This is a genomic window from Dickeya sp. Secpp 1600, assembly GCF_003049805.1.
Taxonomy (GTDB): domain Bacteria; phylum Pseudomonadota; class Gammaproteobacteria; order Enterobacterales; family Enterobacteriaceae; genus Dickeya; species Dickeya fangzhongdai.
Window position 1 is genome coordinate 2,053,822 of the sequence record NZ_CP023484.1, and the last position, 17,949, is coordinate 2,071,770.

Consider the following 17,949-nt stretch of genomic DNA (forward strand, 5'->3'; position numbering starts at 1 on the left):
GATAAACGACGGCCCCTGCGATGATTCCCCGGGGCCGGGCAGGAAAACCGGCTGCGCCGCCACGGGCGGCCGGACCCGACCGGTTTGGCGTCAGCCGCCGTGCACGATAATGATATAACCCACCAGCATCACGCCGCCGATGCCGCCCAACGCGCAGAGCGCAAACAGGCTGACAACCCCCAGTTTTTTGATATTCATCCGGTTATCCTTTTGTTACGTCCCGGCCGGTAAATGGTTACGTTCCGGTGATGATTAAGTTCCGGCGATTATAGAGCCTCCTGCACCGGATACAAGCCAACCGCACTATCCGTCAATATCAGGATGAATGTGACAACGTCACAATTATGGCTGCTGACGTTGCCGCCGGTCTGTGGGACAATACCGGCCAGATTGAACGACAGTGAGATGGCATGACCCTTACCCCCGCGTTAAAGCAGCAGATTGGCGACTGGTATAAAGCGCTGCAACAGCAGATTCCCGATTTTGTCTCCCGTGCGCCACAGCGCCAGATGATCGCCGAAGTGGCGAAAGCGCTGGCGGGCGACTACCAACGTCATCTGGTGATTGAAGCGCCGACCGGCGTGGGTAAAACGCTTTCCTACCTGATACCCGGCATTGCCGTCGGGCGAGCGGAGCTGAAAACGCTGGTGATCAGCACCGCCAACGTGGCGTTGCAGGATCAGATTTTTAACAAGGATTTGCCGCTGCTGCGTCAGTTTATTCCTGAACTGAAATTCACCGCGGCGTTTGGTCGCGGGCGGTACGTGTGCCCGCGCAATCTGGCGGCGATGGCGACCGATGCGTCGGCGCAGGGCGATCTGATGCTGTTTATGGATGACCACTTGCCGTCCAGCCGCGAGGAACAAACCACCAGCGCCCGGTTGCAACAGGCGCTGCAAAGCTATGCCTGGGACGGCTTGCGCGACCATTGTCAGGAATCGATCGGCGACGCGCTGTGGCAACGCATCAGTACCGACAAGGCCAACTGTCTGGGGCGCAACTGCCATTATTACCGCGAATGCCCGTTCTTTCTCGCCCGCCGGGAAATCGAAGACGCCGATGTGGTGGTGACCAACCACGCGCTGGTCATGGCGGCGATGGAAAGCGACTCGGTGCTGCCGCAGGCGAAAAACATGCTGCTGGTGCTGGACGAAGGCCATCACGTGCCGGATGTGGCGCGCGACGCGCTGGAGATGTCCGGCGAGGTGACGGTCAGCGCGGTGCAGCACCAGATGGATCAGCTGATTCAGCAGGTGGGGCTCTGCCTGGCGCAGTTTCCGCCTAAATCGCCGCCGCGGCTGATGCAGCCCGACAGGCTGGGCGATCACTGCGGCGAGATACGGGAGCAGTTGCAACTGTTCGAACGGCTGAGCAGCCTGTTTCTGCCGCCGGCCCAGCCGGACGCCGATTACCGTTTCCCGATGGGGGAATTGCCGGAAGAGATGCGCGAGTGCTGCAGTCGGCTGTTTAAGCTTGCCGACAGCCTGCGCGGGCTGGCGGAATACCTGCTCAACGACCTGGCGGAAAAAACCGGCAAGCATGATGTGGTCAAGCTGCATCAGGCGATGCTGCGCATCAGCCGTCTGAGTGGTTACTGGGAAGCGCAGGGCAAGTTATGGCGGCTGGCGGCGCTGGAGAAATCCTCTAACGCGCCGGTGTCGAAATGGCTGCTACGGGAACGGCGCGACAATCAACTGCATCTGTATTTTCACTGCGCCGGTATCCGCGTGTGCGACCAACTGGACCGGTTGCTGTGGCGCAATCTGTCGCATGTGGTGGTCACCTCGGCGACGCTGCGCTCGCTCAACAGTTTTTCCCGCCTGAAAGAGCTGTCCGGTTTGGACGAGGAAGACGGCGATACCTTCATCGCGCTGGATTCGCCGTTCAATCACCGCGAGCAGGGAAAACTGGTGATCCCGCGCATGCGCCATGAACCGCTGATCGCGCACGAAGCTGAACATCTCGCCGAGATGGCGCGATTTTTCCGTGCCGAACTGCGGCGGGAAGTTCACAAGGGCATGTTGATGCTGTTCGCCAGCCAGCGGGCGATGCAGCAATTTCTCACCGAGGTGCCCGACCTGCGGCTGATGCTGCTGGTGCAGGGCGATCAGCCGCGCTACCGGCTGGTGGAACTGCACCGCCAGCGGGTGCAACAGGGCCAGACCAGCGTGTTGATCGGCCTGCAATCCTTTGCCGAAGGGCTGGATCTCAAAGGCGAACTGCTGTCGCAGGTGCATATCCACAAGATTGCTTTTCCGCCGGTGGACAGCCCGGTGATCCTCACCGAAGGCGAGTGGCTGAAAAGCCTCAAGCGTCACCCGTTTGTGGTGCAGAGCTTGCCGAGCGCTTCATTCAGCCTGATTCAGCAGGTTGGTCGATTGATTCGTAGTCATGACTGTTTCGGTGAAATCGTCATCTACGACCGCCGCTTACTGACCAAAGGCTACGGCGCTCAACTACTGGCCGCCTTGCCGGTGTTTCCCATCGAACAGCGCGCCATGCCGGATGATAAGTAGCCTGCTGTTATTCATGTATTTTTTCTGACAAACGGCCGTCAAATCCCTATCATATCGCCGCCACGGCCTGTTGGCCGTGGCGTGACAGACTGTGCGCCGCCTGTCGCGTCGCGGCCAGCGGTGCTTGTACAAGACAGTCTGACGTTTGATGATTCGATAAGGATGTGTGATGAATAAAAAGATCATGGCGCTTGGCGCACTGCTATTTCTGGCACAGGCTTCGGCCGCGCCGGTCAGTATTGAAGTGCTTGACGCCACCATTAAAGATAAAAAAATTGCCGATGCCGATGTGTTGCTGCAACGTGACGGCGCACAGACGGCGGTGGGGCGTACCAATACCCAGGGACAGGCGCAGTTGTCGCCGGCGTTTACCGCCGATGAGAATGCCTTGCTGATTATCAAAAAACCGGGATTTTCCAACCTGGTGGTCAAGTGCCCGTGCGACGGCCTGACTTATGCCATCAGCCCGGTGATGAAAAATCTGGACGGGATGCGCATCGTGCTGACCTGGGGCGCTACCCCAGCCGACCTCGATTCGCATCTGGTCTATGGCAACAGCCATATTTACTTCGAACATAAAAATGGGCCGGACGCCAATCTGGATGTGGATGACATCGACAGCTACGGCCCGGAAACCATCACCATCGAGAAAAAGCGTTTTGGCGAAAGCTACCTGTATGCGGTACACGACTACACGCATATTCATCAGCCGGATCAGGCCGCGCTCTCGAACAGTCAGGCGAAAGTGTTTGTCTACGTCGGGCAATCGCTGGTCAGAACCTATAGTGTGCCGCGCAATCAGGTCGGCAACCTGTGGACGGTGTTCCGCCTGAACCCGAACGGTGATTTTGAGGATATCAACACCATCAAACAAACCGGCTATCAGGACCCCAATAACGTTGCTGCCGGGGTGAGCGGCCAACTGTCCGGCCGGGCCGCGACCGGTGCGGTCAGCGTCAATCAGGCGGCGGCGAAAGCGCTGAACCGTCAGGGCGAAGAGGCCTATCGTCGCGGCGATCTGGAAAGCGCGATTGCGTTTTACCAGCAGGCGATCGAGCAGGATGGGGTGTTCAGCCAGGCGTACAGTAATCTGGGGCTGGCCTACCAGAAACTGGATCGCATCGCGGAAGCCATCTGGGCAAACCGTAAAGCGATCGCGCTGGCGGATGGGGCGAACGCGGCAACGGTGCGCGCCAGCTCCTACTATAACATCGCCCGCATCTATGAAGCGGCCGGGCAACTGGACGACGCCCTGCGCCATTATCAACTGGCTAAAGCGCAGAAAGACAGCGCCAGCTACGACCAGGCCATCAGCCGCATCAAAAGCAAGCTGTAACGGCTGACCGCGTTTTCTTGCCGCTCCGACTCCGGGGCGGCAACGGCGATTTCACGCTTCCCCTGTGACAAATTCATGCTATGTTTCCAAATAGTTGTCCTGCCATGACGGGCGTCATCGGCTCGCCCGGTCTATGGGACACCGTCTAACCGTCGCCTTACCAATGAGAGCACATCATGGATTACACCCGAATCATTAAAGAGGTTGGCCGCGGCAAAAATCATGCGCGCGATCTGGATCAGGACACGGCTTATCAGCTGTATGGTCAGATACTGAATGATCAGGTGCCTGAGCTGGAACTGGGCGGGCTGCTGATCGCCTTTCGCATCAAGGGTGAGTCCGAAGCCGAAATGCGCGGTTTCTATCAGGCGATGAGCGAACAGACGTTGCGTCTGTCCGCGCCGGCCGGCGGTCCGATACCGGTGGTTATCCCCAGCTATAACGGCGCCCGCAAACAGGCCAACCTGACGCCATTGCTGGCGTTGCTGCTGCACCGGCTGGGGCTGCCGGTGGTGGTGCACGGCGTGAGCAACGACCCGACCCGTGTCACCAGCGAGGCGATTTTTCGTGAACTGGGCATCGCGCCGGTGAACGACGCGCTGGCCGCACAGCAGCGCCTCGATCGGGGCGAGCCGGTATTTATGCCGGTGTCGCTGCTGTGCCCCGCCATAGAGCGTCAGTTGGATCTACGCTGGCGTATGGGCGTACGCAACAGCGCCCATACGCTGGCCAAACTGGCTACGCCGTTTGATGAGTCGGCGGCGCTGCGGCTGGCGAGCGTGTCGCATCCGGAGTACGTCGGCCGGGTCGGCACGTTCTTTCAGGACATTAACGGCCGCGCGTTGTTGATGCACGGCACCGAAGGCGAGGTCTACGCTAACCCGCAGCGCTGCCCGGAAATTCATTTTATCCGTGAACAACAGCGGGACATCCTGCAATGGCGGCAGGATGTCGTGGCAGATAGCGCGACGTTGCCTTCGGCGAAGGATGCCGCCACCACCGCCCGCTGGACGGAGGCCTGTCTGGCGGGCGAGCAGCCGATACCACAGGCGATTCGCCTGCAGCTGGCGTGCTGTCTGGTCGGCAGCGGCGAGGCGGCCTCGATGGAGCAGGCGGTCTCGACGATACGAAAACGACTGGGTTGATCGTAACGATTAACGATATACCCAAAATAATTCGGGTTGCCGGAAAGCCAACGCGCCTGCGACTCGAAGTAGGACGGATATAAGAAAGGAACAACCACATGCAACAGGCTAAGGCGTATTTTGACGCCCTGAACCGCGATTATCTGGCGGTGCATCAAACCAAAGAGGATCTTTTCTGGCAGCGTTATATGGGAACCGGCGACGAAACCGTTTCCGCCCGTTTCGCTGAAGCGGAAAGCGCCTGGAAACGTTTTATCTCGCAATCATCCCGACTGGCCGAACTGCGGCAACACCTCGCCGCCGTTGAGGCCGCCCCCGCCGGCGAGGCGCGTGACGCGCTGCTGCACGGCTTGCGCGGCTGGTACCGCTTTTTTGACTGCAATGTGATTGAAGATCCGCAGGCTCAGGCGCTGATGGATGAGCTAATCGCCGCCGAAAACGATCTGTTTTCCCGCCGTAAAACCCATCAACCCACCCACCTCAATGAGCAGGGCGAGCGGGTTTCCGCTTCGCTGGGCGAGCTGCTGACCAATCAGGCCACCAATGATAACGAGGAGTGCCGCCGCAGTTCGCAGCAGGCGCTGCGTGACCTGGAACAGTGGCTGGTCAATCACGGATTCCCGGCGCTGGTCAGCCTGCGTAACCGTTTTGCGCGCCAGATGGGCTATCGCAACTACTTTGATTACAAGGTGAACAAAACCGAGCGGATGACGCCGGAACAGCTGTTCGCCATTCTGGACCGTTTTGAAGCGCAAACGCGTGACGCCAACCTGCGCAGCCTGCGTCAACTGGCGGCGGAAAAAGGCGAAGCGGCGTTGCAGCCGTGGAATGTGCGTTACGCCAGCACCGGCGATGTTACCCGCCAGTTGGATCCTTATTTCCCGTTCGCCGCGTCGCTGTCCCGCTGGGTCAACAGCTTCAAGCGCCTGCATATCGGTTTTAGCGGCGCACAGATGCAACTCGACCTGCTGGTGCGCAAAGGCAAATATGAAAACGGCTTCATGCACCAGCCGGTGCCGCCGTTTGTCGATCAGGGCCAGTGGTTGCCCGCGCGCATCAACTTTACCAGTCTGGCGCAGCCGGATCAGGTCGGCAGCGGCTCCAACGGCATCAACACGCTGTTCCATGAGGGCGGCCATGCGGCGCATTTCGCCAATATCCGCCAGAATGCGCCCTGTTTCGCCCAGGAGTTTCCGCCGACCTCGATGGCCTACGCCGAAACTCAGTCGATGTTTTGCGATAGCTTGCTGCAGGATGCCGACTGGCTGAAACGCTATGCGCATAACGCACAGGGCGAACCGATCCCCGATGCGCTGATTCAGGCCGATATCCGTGCTCGTCAGCCGATGCGTGCCTTCAACGAACGCCATATTCTGCTGGTGCCGTATTTTGAATGGCAACTGTACTGCATGGATGACGCGGAACGTACCCCCGAGGCGATTTTGCAACTGGCGCGCGATACCGAATTGCGCATTCTCGGCATCAACGGCAGCCCGCGTCCGACCATGGCGATTCCGCATCTGCTGTCGATGGAGTCGGCCTGTTCGTATCAGGGCTATCTGCTGGCGATGATGGCGGTGGAGCAAACGCGGCATTTCTTCCAACAGCGCGACGGCTACCTGACCGATAACCCGGCGATCGGACCGGATCTGATGCGCCATTACTGGCAGCCCGGCAACAGCCTGACCCATGATGAAACGTTGCGCAGCCTGACCGGCGAAGGGTTCAATCCGGATTATCTGGCCCGTGAATGCAACCTGACGGTGGAGGAGGCGTGGCGGCAGGCGCAGGCGACTATCGACGCCGCCGTGGCGCGCCCGCAACCGGCGGCGGATTTCGACCTTAACGCCCGTATCCGGGTGGTGGACGGCGATGCGGTGCTGGCGGACAACCAGGACGGCGACGACGCCATGTGTCAGGCGTTCGCTCGCGTAATTGAAGACGCTTACCCGACTCACGCCTGAGCGAGTAATCGTCAGGCAAGGCCGTCTCCCCCGGCAGCGTAAGCCGCGGGAGACGGTGATTCAGGCCGGTTATTACGCCGACCTTGCCGGTCAGGGCTCCAGCCAGCCGGCAACGTCTTTGGCGGCGGCATGGCTGTCGGGGTGACAGAGTACGGTAATCACGTCCCCGATGTTTTTGGACAGGTTAGATAGCAACATCAGGCACATCAGTCGGTTGAGGGATTTATCGTTCCATGATTTCGCCAGCGTCAGCAGCGACTCAGCCAACTTCTGGTGATCTTTGGCTTTGAAGTTAATCAGTTCGGCACACTTCTTTATCCCATCGTAAGCGGTAAACAGCACCCCGAAAGGCGTGACGGAAAAGGCGGATTTCATGGCGCCGATATCGATGTCGTGAATGGCCGTTTTGAGCCCGTCTTTTACCGTTTCGTTAGTGATTTGCAATGGCGTAATGATTTCCAGCATATCGTACAGGCGAGACTGTTTTTCCATGTAGCCGGAGAAGCTGCTCAAGGCCATCCAGGGCGCCAGCACCATGCCGCCGGATGTCAACGGACTCACTGTCCCGATGACGGCGCCAAGCCCTTTTGAGGCGACGTAGGCCGACCCTTTTTCCAGTGCAAGCTTGATATAGTCGCCGGTTTTGTCTTTTGACAGATCTGTCACCGGCAAACTTTCCAGCGCCAGTATCGAACGGGCGGCCACAAATGCAGGCAGCAATACGGGTTTGTCGCTGGAGATCAATTGCAGAGCCTTTTCGTATGGGTCTGGCGCCTGGACACTGCTTGTGGTCACGGCAGGCGTCGCAAAGAGAATGGATGATAATTCACGCGCGGAGGGGGTGGCGGCTTTCAGATAAGCATCAAAGTGGTCATACAGTTTCCTGTATGTGTCTATCGGCTGTGAGGCGAACAGATAACTGCCTGCCCTTGATAGCTTTTGTCCCAAGGCTTCACATTGTGTCGCCTGAGGTTTCGTACCCACTCTGACCTCATTCAGCAGGTTGATATGTACATCCAGCGCAAACCAGGCTTCGGGCGCCAGAATGCTGATGCATTCCGCGATGGTGACATCCCGACGCATCTCCTCCAGCGTGTTGATGCCGTGCGAAATGTTATTTAAATCCAGTGAATTATAGAATTTGTTACCCAGTGATTGGGCGCCTTTGTCCTGCCATTTATTACAGAAATACTCGAAGATATCCATCATATAACCTTTTAGTAGTGGGCCTGGGTCAAGCGTAATTTCGCGCCTCGCCACCCGCTCGGTTATATCAAGGTCATTTCCAGCGTAAACCGGCCGCCGGGCAACTCTCCATACTCATTTTGTATCGCTAAACCGGTACGGCTCTCTCGCGCCGGGAGCCGCCCGTGCCTATACTGGTCTGGCGATATCCGCAATGAAAGTGCCTGTTATTAAAAAAGTTTCACCGAACTGTCATCTGCGCCGATTAGGCTGATGCGGTTTCCTATCCTTGACGATAATTCGTGACAATAAAAAGGACATATCATGCGCTATTCTTACGTGTTTATGGCGGTGGCTTGCTCACTGGCGACAGTCCAGGCGCAGGCCGCTTCCCAAAGCGATTCCCAACTGCCGCAAGTCAGCCTGCTGCAAACCACCACCGAGGCCAGCAACAGCGCCCCGGTCATCGAAATGCAGCAGCAGGTGCAGCAATATCTGCAAAAAGCCTTGCTGGGAACCGCGCCGAAGCTGACCCGCGCGGTGCTGGACAAAGCGCCGGATCAGGGAGAACCGCAGGGCGACATGAAATGGCTGAAAGCGACCGGTTACGTTTTCAACCCGAAAGATCAACAGCAGGCCAGCGTGAAACTGCTGGAAGGGTTCAGAACCCTGCCGGCGCCGGTGTTGCAGAAAAACCTGGCGACGGTTGAGCGCATCAATCTGGAATCGACCCTGCCGTTGCGCCAGAAGGCGCTGATTGATGCAGAGAATACCCGCTATCTGTATGCGCTGGCGGAGGCGCTGGGGCCGAAGCTGGGCAAGGCGTTTCTGGATGTGTACCAGAAAGGCGAAATAGGTAAGGCCGCGGCGTTGATCAAAGCCACCAACGTCAGCACGTCGGCGGCGAAAAACGCCTTTAACTACCCGCGTCCGTTCAAACAGCCGGGCAACAACATCCATCTGGTGCCGGATACCGCGGTCGTGGCGGATAACGCCCGTTACACGGCGTCGGGCGGTTCGTTCCCCAGCGGCCATACCAACGGCGGGTATAACGATGCGCTACTGCTGGCGCAGATGCTGCCGGAGCGCTTTGTCCCGCTGATTGACCGCGCCGCCAGCTACGGCTATTCCCGTCTGGTGCTGGGGGTGCATTATCCGCTGGACGTGATCGGCGGTCGCATGGCGGCCGAGCGCAGCGTGGCGCATTTCCTGAACGATCCGAAATACCGCGTGCTGTTCAATGATGCCAAAACCCAGCTGCGTGCCGCGCTGGAAAAAGCCTGCGGCACCTCGCTGGCCGAGTGCGCCAAACCGCAGGGTAAAAACGACCCGTATACCGACCCGGCGATGAAATCGTTTTACCGCTACACCATGACCTACAACCTGCCGTCGGCGAAGGTGAAAGCCCAGCCGGTCAAGGTGCCGGAAGGGGCGGAAGTGCTGCTGGAAGGGCCGCTGCCGCAGCTGAGCGCCGCCCAGCGCCGTGCATTGATGGTGAAGACGGCGATTGCCGACGGCTATCCGCTGTCTGCCGGCGGGGTGGACGCCAATTTCTGGCAACGCCTGAACCTGCATGACGCGGTGGAAGCGGCGAAGACTGTAACCAAATAATCGTTTTCGCAATAAAAGACACCTTTATCCGCTCTCCGCCGGGCCTGATGAACAGCCAATGTCATATCGACATAGGCTGTTTTTTTTCGCGTCATCCTCTGTTTTCACGTCCTGGTCATGCTCATGGCTGTATCGGCTCTACCCGCCGCAGGCTGGCCGTAACGTCACATTTTGTATCGTTAAACCGGTGCGGGTTTCTCGCGCAGGGGTGGCGTTTAATTCTACGCTGATTGGGTGATGTTTGAGCGCTTGCGGGGCAGGCTCATTCACCGTTCACCATCACCGGTGTCGTTTCCTGTTAGCAGAAAAATGAGGGGGTAGCATGCGGTATCCTGTTGTTTTCATGTCATCTGTTGTTTTCATGTCAATAGTTTTCATGACGGTGGTCTGCACGCTGGCGGTATGGCAAGCGCAAGCCGCTGAGGGGGATGACACTCGGCAGCAAATGATTTTTCTGCAAACGACGACCGAAGCCAGCGACAGTAAGCCGGTGGTCGCCATGCAGCAAAAGGTGCAGCGCTATCTGCAAAAAGCGTTGCAGGGAAACGCGCCGCTGCTAACCCGCACGGTGATGGATAATGCGCCCTATCTGAGCGAGCCCTGGGATGATTTAAGGTGGCTGAAAGCCGCCAACTATCGTTTTAACTCCACCACTCAGCAGCAGGACAGCATCACGTTGTTATTAGGGTTCAGAGCGCTGCCGGCGGATGTCTTGCAGGAGAATATGGCTATCGTGGAGCGTATTAATCAGGATGCGTCGCCCGCGCTGCGCCAGAAGGCGCTGATTGATGCGGAAAATACCCGCTATCTGTACGCGCTGGCGGAGGCGCTGGGGCCGAAGCTGGGCGAGGCGTTTCTGGATGTGTACCAGCAAGGCGAAATAGGTAAGGCCGCGGTGTTGATCAAAGCCTCCAACGTCAGCACGTCGGCGGCCAAAAACGCCTTTAACTACCCGCGCCCGTTCAAGCAGCCCGGCAACCATATCCATCTGGTGCCGGATACCGCGGTCGTGATGGATAAGCAGCCTTACACGGCTTCTGATGGCGCCTTCCCCAGCGGGCATACCAGCGGCGGGTTTAATACCGCGTTGCTGATGGGGCAGATGCTGCCGGAACGCTTCGTCCCGCTGATTGACCGCGCCGCCACCTACGGTTATTCCCGTCTGGTGCTGGGGGTGCATTATCCGCTGGACGTGGTCGGCGGACGTATGATGGCCGAGCGCAACGTGGCGTATATTCTGAACGACCCGGAATACCGTGTACTGTTCAACGACGCTAAAACCCAGTTGCGCGCCGCGCTGGAAAAAGCCTGTGGCACGACGCTGGCCGAGTGCGCCAAACCACAGGGTAAAAACGACCCCTACACCGACCCGGCGATGAAATCGTTTTACCGCTACACCATGACCTACAACCTGCCGGTGGCGGAAGTGACCGCCCAGCCGGTCAATGTGCCCGAAGGGGCGGAAGCGCTGCTGGAAGGGCCGTTGCCGCAGCTGAGCGCCGCTCAGCGCCGTGCGCTGATGGCGAAAACCGCCATTGACGACGGCTATCCGCTGTCTTCCGGCGGAGAGGACGCCAATTTCTGGCAGCGCCTGAACCTGCATGATGCGGTGGAAGCGGCGGAGCAATCGGTGAAGCAATAGCGATTCAGTGAGGTAATAGCGATTCAGTGAGGCAATAGCTATTCAGTGAAGCAATAACGGTTGCCGGCATCCGCAAGATAAACAGAAGGGCTTCCCGTGAAGCCCTTCTGTAACGGATGTCCGGCGATTAAACCGGGTCCGTCGGGTTTTGGTCAGCGCTTGATGCTGACGTTATCGAAGCTGACCTTGCCGTTGCTGTTATTGCGCGATGACAGCGCCAGCCCGATATACAGCGTATCGTTCATGTTGGGATTGATGCGCTTGTTGAGTGTGGTCCAGGTCAGCCCGTCGTCGGAAACCTCCGAGGTAAAGGTGTTGCCGTCGCGGGTTAACCGCAGCCAGGTGGGCTGGCTGCCGTTTTCAGATTTGGCGAAAACGCCTCTGCTGCCGGTAGCGGTACCGTCTTTACTACGCCATTGCGACATCGCGCCGGACGAGGCGGTATACCCCGTCAGCATATAGGCGCTGCTGTCGGAAAGGGTGTTGCGTATCATCAGGCCGGCTTTGGCGTAAGGATCGCTATAGCGCAGATCGATCAGCCGCGCCGTAATGCTGCCGTCGCCTTTCAGGGTTTGATAGACGAAGTTGAAGGCGTCGGCGGCGCCCCACATATCGCCGGTGTGCGCTTCCAGCGCAATCACATCCTGATCTTCGGTGGCGGTGCCGGGTGTATCGGTTTTACCGATGTCCTGCCGTTTCCATGCCTCGCTGAGTGGAGACGCCGGCGGCGTCGTCACGCTGACCACGTTGGAATAAACGGAATCGCCAGCCTGATTGTAGGCTTTCACCCGGAAAGCGTAGGTGGTGTTGGGAGCCAGCGTGCCCACGTCCACCGAGGTGGCGTCCGGCCCCAGCGATTCGGCGCTGGTGTAGGCGCCGCCCGCCTCATAGGCACGGGGCGTGGTGTCGTAAGCGCCGTCGCCAAAGGTACCCGCATAGGAATATTCGACGATAAAGCCGCGCTCGTTATCCGAACAGTCGTTCCAGTCCAGTTGAACCACCGAACTGGAGATCGCGCCGGCGGTCAGGCTGTCCGGCGAGGCCGGCGGCTTATCTTCACCGATGTAGGGATCCAGCGATATCCCTGTGCGCAGGATTTTGGCGCTGACGCGATGGCGCGTCGCGGCCAGCCGGTTGTTCACGTCGGCGAGCGTCAGCGGCGTAATGCTGACGTCGTAATCCACCGGGCCTTCGCGCTGGGTGAGGGTGGCGGTGCCGTCCAGATAGAAAATTTCGTTGAGCCACAGGCTGGGCATGATTTCGCCGTTACCGGCCGGAGCCCCGACGGTAAAGGGAACCATCGGGTTGCCGGTGCTGGTCTGGATACCGGCGTTCCACACGGCGGAGCGGCCGGGCGCGCCGTCAAGGGGATAATCCGGCGCGTAGCGATCGGTCAGCGCGACCTTTTTGATAAAGCCCTGCGTCGTCGTCACCAGCGGCGCATTTTCCGCCAGCAGGGTGCCGCCGCGGTTGAAATAGTTCAGTTCCCAGTGCATCAGAAAGTATCCCTGACCGGTCAGGGTCAGATGTTCGCCAGCGTGCAATAGCAGGTACTTCCCTTCCTTTGAGCCTTTAATGGGTTCGACGTATTTATTCGCCTCGCCATCGTTGTTGCCGACCAGCGTGACGCCGGTCGCCGCCGGTCGCTGATACAGGCCGTTGATCTTTGGATAGGACAGATCCTGATCGCCCTTATCGAACGCCGCATGCTCGGCCGCCGCGACGGATCCGGCACAGCGTTGCGTGTCGACGGCGGCAGCTTTGCCGGCGAACCCGTATGCGCCGAACAGCAATCCGCCAAGCAGGGCGCTGAATCGACGTCGGGGCAGGCGATGACGGAGAGTTTCCATAAGTGTATCCTGGTGAATTTATAACTTATTGATTTTAAGTGATATTGATAAACGCCAGACCATGCGCCCGGGCAGCGTATAGTAATTGGCGGAAAATGCCAAACTCATCATTGGCGTTATCAGAATTTTCCGGCGGCAGCCCACGCCGGAGCCGTGGTCAGCCGTCGCCGGCAGGCAGAGACGGGGTGATGGCGGTTGACGATGTTTTTTCCCGCTCGGCCAGCAAATCGACAAAGGCGCGTACCTTGGCCGGGCGAAAACGCGAAGCGGGGAAGACCGCATGGATGCCCCCGCCGGGCAACTGCCAGTCGGGCAACACCTGTATCACATGACCACGCGCCAGATCCTCCGCCACTGCGAAATCCGGCAATACGGACAGCCCGGCGCCTTGTCGTACGGCTTCACGCACGGCGAAGGTGGCGCTAAAAAACAGATCGGCCTTGACTGTGACCGGGCAACTGTCGGCACCGGGGCGGGAGAAGACCCAGTGTAATGGGTCGCGCAAGGCGGTATTAGCGATAAACGGCAGTGCGGTGATGGCCGCAGGCGATGTCAGGTGGGCGATGCGTTCCCGCCACGCCGCCGGCGCCACTAGCCATTGCCGGAAGGTGCCTATTTGCCGGGCCTGCACATGAAGTTCGGTCAGCCATCCCACCCGGATAGCCAGTTCGATATTGTCCGATAACAAATCCAGCGGTTGATCGCTCAGCTTCATGTCCACCTTGCAGCGCGGGTACTGGCGAGTGAAATCCGCCAGCGCCGGGACAACCACGCTGATGCCGTAATCAAGCGGCGCGGTCAACCGTAACAACCCGGACGGCTCTGACGCGGCTTCGGCCAGCTCGGCAAAGGCATCCCCCGCTTCATGCAGAATCAGCGCACAGCGTTGGTAGAAGCGGTATCCTGCCTCGGTGGGTTGTACATGGCGCGTGGTTCGAATCAGCAGGGCGGTATTGAACTCGCGTTCAAGACGGGCGATCTGCTGGCTGACGACGGCCTTGGTGATGCCAAGCCGTTCAGCGGCCGCGGTGAATGAACCGGTTTCGACGACGGCGGCGAAATAGGCCATGCGCCGCAGGTGGGGAACATCACCCGGTCCGGTATCGCTGCGATTGTTTGCTTTTAGCATACGCTCTATGAGGTTTGTCGGTATTTTTACGCCAATGGGTTTTGCTTATCATAAGCGACATTCTGCAAAACAATGGAGTCGGTGATGAGTAAAATCCTGCATTATGTTTTTGATCCCCTGTGCGGATGGTGTTACGGCGCCTCCCCAACCGTCGCCGCGCTGGCCGATCACCCGGCGTTTCGTTTGGAACTGTCGCCGAGCGGGCTGTTCGCCGATGAGGGTGCGCGGCCGATGAATGATGAGTTTGCCGCTTATGCCTGGAGTAATGACCAGCGTATCGCCCGATTAACCGGTCAGCCTTTTTCCGAGCGTTATCGCCAGCAGGTGCTGGGCGACCGTCAGCAGGCGTTTGACAGCGGCGCGGCGACGCTGGCGCTGACCGCGGTTGCGTTGACCGAGCCGTCGCGGGAAGTCGCGGCGCTCAAGGCGATTCAGCAGGCGCGTTATGTAGACGCCCGGGATGTAACGCGCCGCGAAAGTCTGGCGGTGTTGCTGAGTGAGGCGGGAATGACGCTGGCGGCGGCGCGGTTGTCGCAACCCGACGCGGCTTTGCTGGCAGCCACTCAGGCGCGCATCAGGCAAACGCGGGGGGTGATGTCGGCGTTGGGGGTTCATGGTGTGCCGACGTTTATCATTGAGGAAGACGGGCGGCACCAACTCGTCCGCAGTGACGCCGTTTATTCCGATCCGCAGGCGTTTATCAAACAGTTGCTGTCGGCGTGATGGTATAGCCATACCGCCAGTAGCGTCCGCGCCTTTGCGGCGGCGATACATGAACGAGGAAACGTGAGATGCAGACCAATTTGGATATTATCCGTGCCACCTATGAAGGCACATCCGAAGAGAATGGCAAGCAGTTGTTATCGGTACTGGCGCCGGACGCGGTCTGGATTGAGGCGGCGGGCTTCCCTTATGCCGGTACTTATGTCGGTCCGCGGCAGATTGTCGATGGCGTGTTTTATCGGCTGGCGACCGAATGGGAAGGGTATCGGGCGCAGGTCCACACCTATCTGGCGGATGGCGATCGGGTGGCGGCCTTTGGCGTCTATTCAGGAACGTACCGTGCGACGGGCAAGGCGATGACGGCGACGTTCGCCCATCTTTATCAACTGCGCGCAGGGCAGATTATCCGCATGGAGCAGTATGTGGACAGCGCGATGGTGTGTCAGGCGATGGAAACAGCCTGAGCGGCGGCGTTAAATCCGGGGTGCGGTTAACCTGAATATCCAGCCCCTGACGCGCAGGGGTATCGGTATATATCGGTATAGCGCGCGGTATTGGTATTGATACATGTTGCCAATCAGGCCGCCAGCGGCGGCCTGATTGCGCTATCAGGAAACGTGTTGCAGAAACTCGCGCAGACGATCGCTGGGCGGATTCGAAATCAACGCATCCGGATGGCCGTCTTCGGCAATACGGCCTTTGTCGATGAAGATCAGGCGGGAGGCCACTTTCTGGGCAAAACCCACCTCGTGGGTCACGATGACCATGGTCATGCCTTCTTCGGCCAGATCTTTCATCACGTTCAGCACTTCGTGGCGCAGCTCCGGGTCCAGCGCCGAAGTTGGCTCGTCAAACAGCATCAGCTTAGGTTTGACCGCCAGCGCACGGGCGATCGCCACACGCTGCTGCTGCCCGCCGGACAGTTCGGACGGGTAGTGATGCGCGCGTTCCGCCAGACCCACTTTGCCCAACAGCTCGCGGGCCAGTTTCTCCGCGTCGGCCTTGCTGGCGCCGCGTACCCGAATCGGGCCGAAGGCGACGTTTTCCAGCGCGGTCAGGTGCGGGAACAGGTAGAACTGCTGGAATACCATGCCGGCTTCCTGACGAATCAGGCGCTCGTCCACTTTCGGGTCGTTGACGGTCAGACCGTCCACCACCAGCTCGCCGCTGCTGATCTCTTCCAGCTTGTTGATGCAGCGCAGCAGGGTGGATTTCCCGGAGCCGGACGGCCCGATAATCACCACCACTTCACCCTGATTGATGTTCAGGTTGATGTCGTGCAGTACCTGAGTCTGACCGTAGTGTTTCGATACGTTTTTGAATTCAATCATATAATCTTCAGTCTTCTTTCCAGCCAGCGCATTCCAATGGTAAGAACCAGTGTAATTACCAGGTAGATAATCGCCGTGGCAGTCAGTATTTCCAACGCGCGGAAATTACCCGCAATGATTTCCTGCGCCTGACGCGTTAACTCAGAGACACCAATCACGATACACAATGAGGTGTCTTTAATACTGATGATCCACTGGTTACCCAGCGGGGGCAACATACGGCGCAATGCCAGCGGCGTAATCACATGGCGCAACGTGGCGCGGTGCGATAACCCCAGCGCCAGGCCGGCTTCGGTAAAGCCTTTATGGATAGACAGCACCGCACCGCGCGTAATTTCGGCGATGTAGGCGCCCGAGTTAATCATGATAGTGATTACGGCTGCGGTAACAGGGTCGATACGAACCGATGTCAATACCATGGGGAGGGCGAAGTAGATGTACATTATCTGTATGACCATGGGGGTGCCACGGATCACTTCGATAAAGACCAACGCGATGCGATTGGATAGCCACCCGCCATAGACGCGGGCAAATCCCGCAACGACGCCAATAACCAGGCCGCCCAATAGACCCAGCACGGAAATCAGCAGAGTCATTTGGGCCCCTTCCAGCAACTGAGGGATAGACGGCCAAATGACACTCCAGTCAAACTGCATGAACATTCTCCAGCAATGATAACGCCATAATAGCCAGGTGCCGCCCGGTTTTGCCGGCGGCACCGCAAAAGCTATTCAACCTGTCAGGTGTCCCACCCGTTATTTCGGGTCGGTACCGAACCATTTTTTGTAGATGGTGGCGTAGGTGCCGTTGTCGCGCAGGGTTTTCAGCGCGCCGTTTACCTTGTTACGCAGCTCGTCGCTGCCTTTCGGGAAGGCGACGCCGTACTGCTGTGCCTTGATCGACTCGCCTACGGTTTTGAACTTGCCGTTGCCGGCGGTTTTGATGAAGTACAGGATGTTCGGCGTGTCATGCAGCACCGCGTCGGCACGGTTGGTGCCCAGTTCCAGATAGGCGTTGTCGATATTCGGGAACTGGCGCAGTTCCTTGGTTTTGATGTTGGCTTTAGCGTAATCGACCGAACCGGTGCCGCTCTTCACCGCCACCACTTTGCCGGCCAGATCCTGCTCGCCTTTGATGTCCTGATTGTCGGCGCGCACCATCACCAGCAGGCCGCTGTTGTAGTAACCGTCCGAGAAATCGATTGCGCGTTTACGCTCTTCAGTAATAGTGATGCCGGCCAGCGCCAGGTCCACGTTGCGGGTCTGCAGCGCCGGGATGATGCCGCTGAAATCCATCGGCTTCAGGGTGTAATTCAGATTCAGTTGCTTGGCGATGGCATCCCACAGGTCGACGTCAAAACCGACGTACTTGTCGCCTTGCTTGAATTCAAACGGCACGAACGCGGTGTCGGTCGCCACGAGCAGTGGTTTCTCCGCCGCCTGACCGGACAGGCTAAAGGCCAGCGCAAGTGCGGCCAGTGAAGCTTTAAATAACGATTTCATCAAAACGTCCTTCCT

At 58.7% G+C, this 17,949-nt stretch carries 15 protein-coding genes; 8 read left to right on the plus strand and 7 right to left on the minus strand.

Going from position 1 to position 17,949, the window contains the following annotated elements; genetic code table 11:
- Window positions 1-90: 90 nt before the first annotated feature.
- Window positions 91-198 (minus strand): membrane protein, encoded by a 108-nt coding sequence (locus CPA59_RS23130; protein WP_012770198.1) that lies wholly within the window; start codon window positions 196-198, stop codon window positions 91-93.
- A 212-nt stretch (window positions 199-410) separates the two neighbouring features.
- Between CPA59_RS23130 and dinG the strand changes: the two genes are divergently transcribed.
- The 4 genes from dinG to CPA59_RS09270 all read left to right on the plus strand — a co-directional run bounded on the left by dinG (window position 411) and on the right by CPA59_RS09270 (window position 6,961).
- A complete protein-coding gene (dinG, locus tag CPA59_RS09255) occupies window positions 411-2,516 on the plus strand; it encodes an ATP-dependent DNA helicase DinG (protein WP_107759146.1) in 2,106 nt (701 codons plus the stop codon).
- 169 nt (window positions 2,517-2,685) lie between these two features.
- Entirely contained in the window at window positions 2,686-3,852 is a 1,167-nt protein-coding gene (locus CPA59_RS09260; protein ID WP_107759147.1) for a YfaP family protein, read from the plus strand.
- A 176-nt stretch (window positions 3,853-4,028) separates the two neighbouring features.
- A complete protein-coding gene (ybiB, locus tag CPA59_RS09265) occupies window positions 4,029-4,997 on the plus strand; it encodes a DNA-binding protein YbiB (RefSeq protein WP_107759148.1) in 969 nt (322 codons plus the stop codon).
- A 98-nt stretch (window positions 4,998-5,095) separates the two neighbouring features.
- A complete protein-coding gene (locus CPA59_RS09270; protein WP_107759149.1) occupies window positions 5,096-6,961 on the plus strand; it encodes a M3 family metallopeptidase in 1,866 nt (621 codons plus the stop codon).
- 90 nt (window positions 6,962-7,051) lie between these two features.
- On the opposite strand, the gene CPA59_RS09275 is transcribed toward CPA59_RS09270, so the two are convergent.
- A complete protein-coding gene (locus CPA59_RS09275; protein ID WP_159077933.1) occupies window positions 7,052-8,170 on the minus strand; it encodes a hypothetical protein in 1,119 nt (372 codons plus the stop codon).
- A gap of 300 nt (window positions 8,171-8,470) precedes the next feature.
- On the opposite strand from CPA59_RS09275, the gene CPA59_RS09280 reads away from it, so the two are divergent.
- Both CPA59_RS09280 and CPA59_RS09285 read left to right on the plus strand, forming a co-directional pair.
- Window positions 8,471-9,757: a phosphatase PAP2 family protein gene (locus tag CPA59_RS09280; protein WP_038918741.1), complete on the plus strand. Its 1,287-nt coding sequence runs from the start codon at window positions 8,471-8,473 to the stop codon at window positions 9,755-9,757.
- 361 nt (window positions 9,758-10,118) lie between these two features.
- Complete coding sequence (locus CPA59_RS09285; protein ID WP_255412290.1) at window positions 10,119-11,399, plus strand: phosphatase PAP2 family protein; 1,281 nt, start codon at window positions 10,119-10,121, stop codon at window positions 11,397-11,399.
- Between the two features lie 152 nt (window positions 11,400-11,551).
- Here the strand turns inward: CPA59_RS09285 and CPA59_RS09290 are convergent, their stop codons facing one another.
- Window positions 11,552-13,249, minus strand: a complete 1,698-nt coding sequence (locus tag CPA59_RS09290; protein WP_049854341.1) for a DUF1349 domain-containing protein — start codon at window positions 13,247-13,249, stop codon at window positions 11,552-11,554.
- A 157-nt stretch (window positions 13,250-13,406) separates the two neighbouring features.
- A complete protein-coding gene (locus tag CPA59_RS09295) occupies window positions 13,407-14,378 on the minus strand; it encodes a LysR family transcriptional regulator (RefSeq protein WP_049842543.1) in 972 nt (323 codons plus the stop codon).
- Between the two features lie 84 nt (window positions 14,379-14,462).
- On the opposite strand from CPA59_RS09295, the gene CPA59_RS09300 reads away from it, so the two are divergent.
- Together CPA59_RS09300 and CPA59_RS09305 are read left to right on the plus strand one after the other, a co-directional pair.
- Entirely contained in the window at window positions 14,463-15,101 is a 639-nt protein-coding gene (locus CPA59_RS09300; RefSeq protein WP_107759152.1) for a DsbA family protein, read from the plus strand.
- 68 nt (window positions 15,102-15,169) lie between these two features.
- The gene (locus CPA59_RS09305) at window positions 15,170-15,565 is read left to right on the plus strand and encodes a nuclear transport factor 2 family protein (protein WP_038918745.1); all 396 of its coding nucleotides are present in this window, start codon (window positions 15,170-15,172) and stop codon (window positions 15,563-15,565) included.
- Window positions 15,566-15,709: 144 nt separating this feature from the next.
- Here the strand turns inward: CPA59_RS09305 and glnQ are convergent, their stop codons facing one another.
- From glnQ to glnH, 3 genes are all read right to left on the minus strand, one after another.
- Entirely contained in the window at window positions 15,710-16,432 is a 723-nt protein-coding gene (gene glnQ / locus CPA59_RS09310; RefSeq protein ID WP_033568280.1) for a glutamine ABC transporter ATP-binding protein GlnQ, read from the minus strand.
- Complete coding sequence (gene glnP, locus CPA59_RS09315; protein ID WP_038918746.1) at window positions 16,429-17,088, minus strand: glutamine ABC transporter permease GlnP; 660 nt, start codon at window positions 17,086-17,088, stop codon at window positions 16,429-16,431. The genes glnQ and glnP overlap by 4 nt, the downstream gene beginning before the upstream one ends.
- 99 nt (window positions 17,089-17,187) lie before the next feature.
- A complete protein-coding gene (gene glnH, locus CPA59_RS09320) occupies window positions 17,188-17,934 on the minus strand; it encodes a glutamine ABC transporter substrate-binding protein GlnH (protein ID WP_038918747.1) in 747 nt (248 codons plus the stop codon).
- Between the last annotated feature and the right edge of the window lie 15 nt (window positions 17,935-17,949).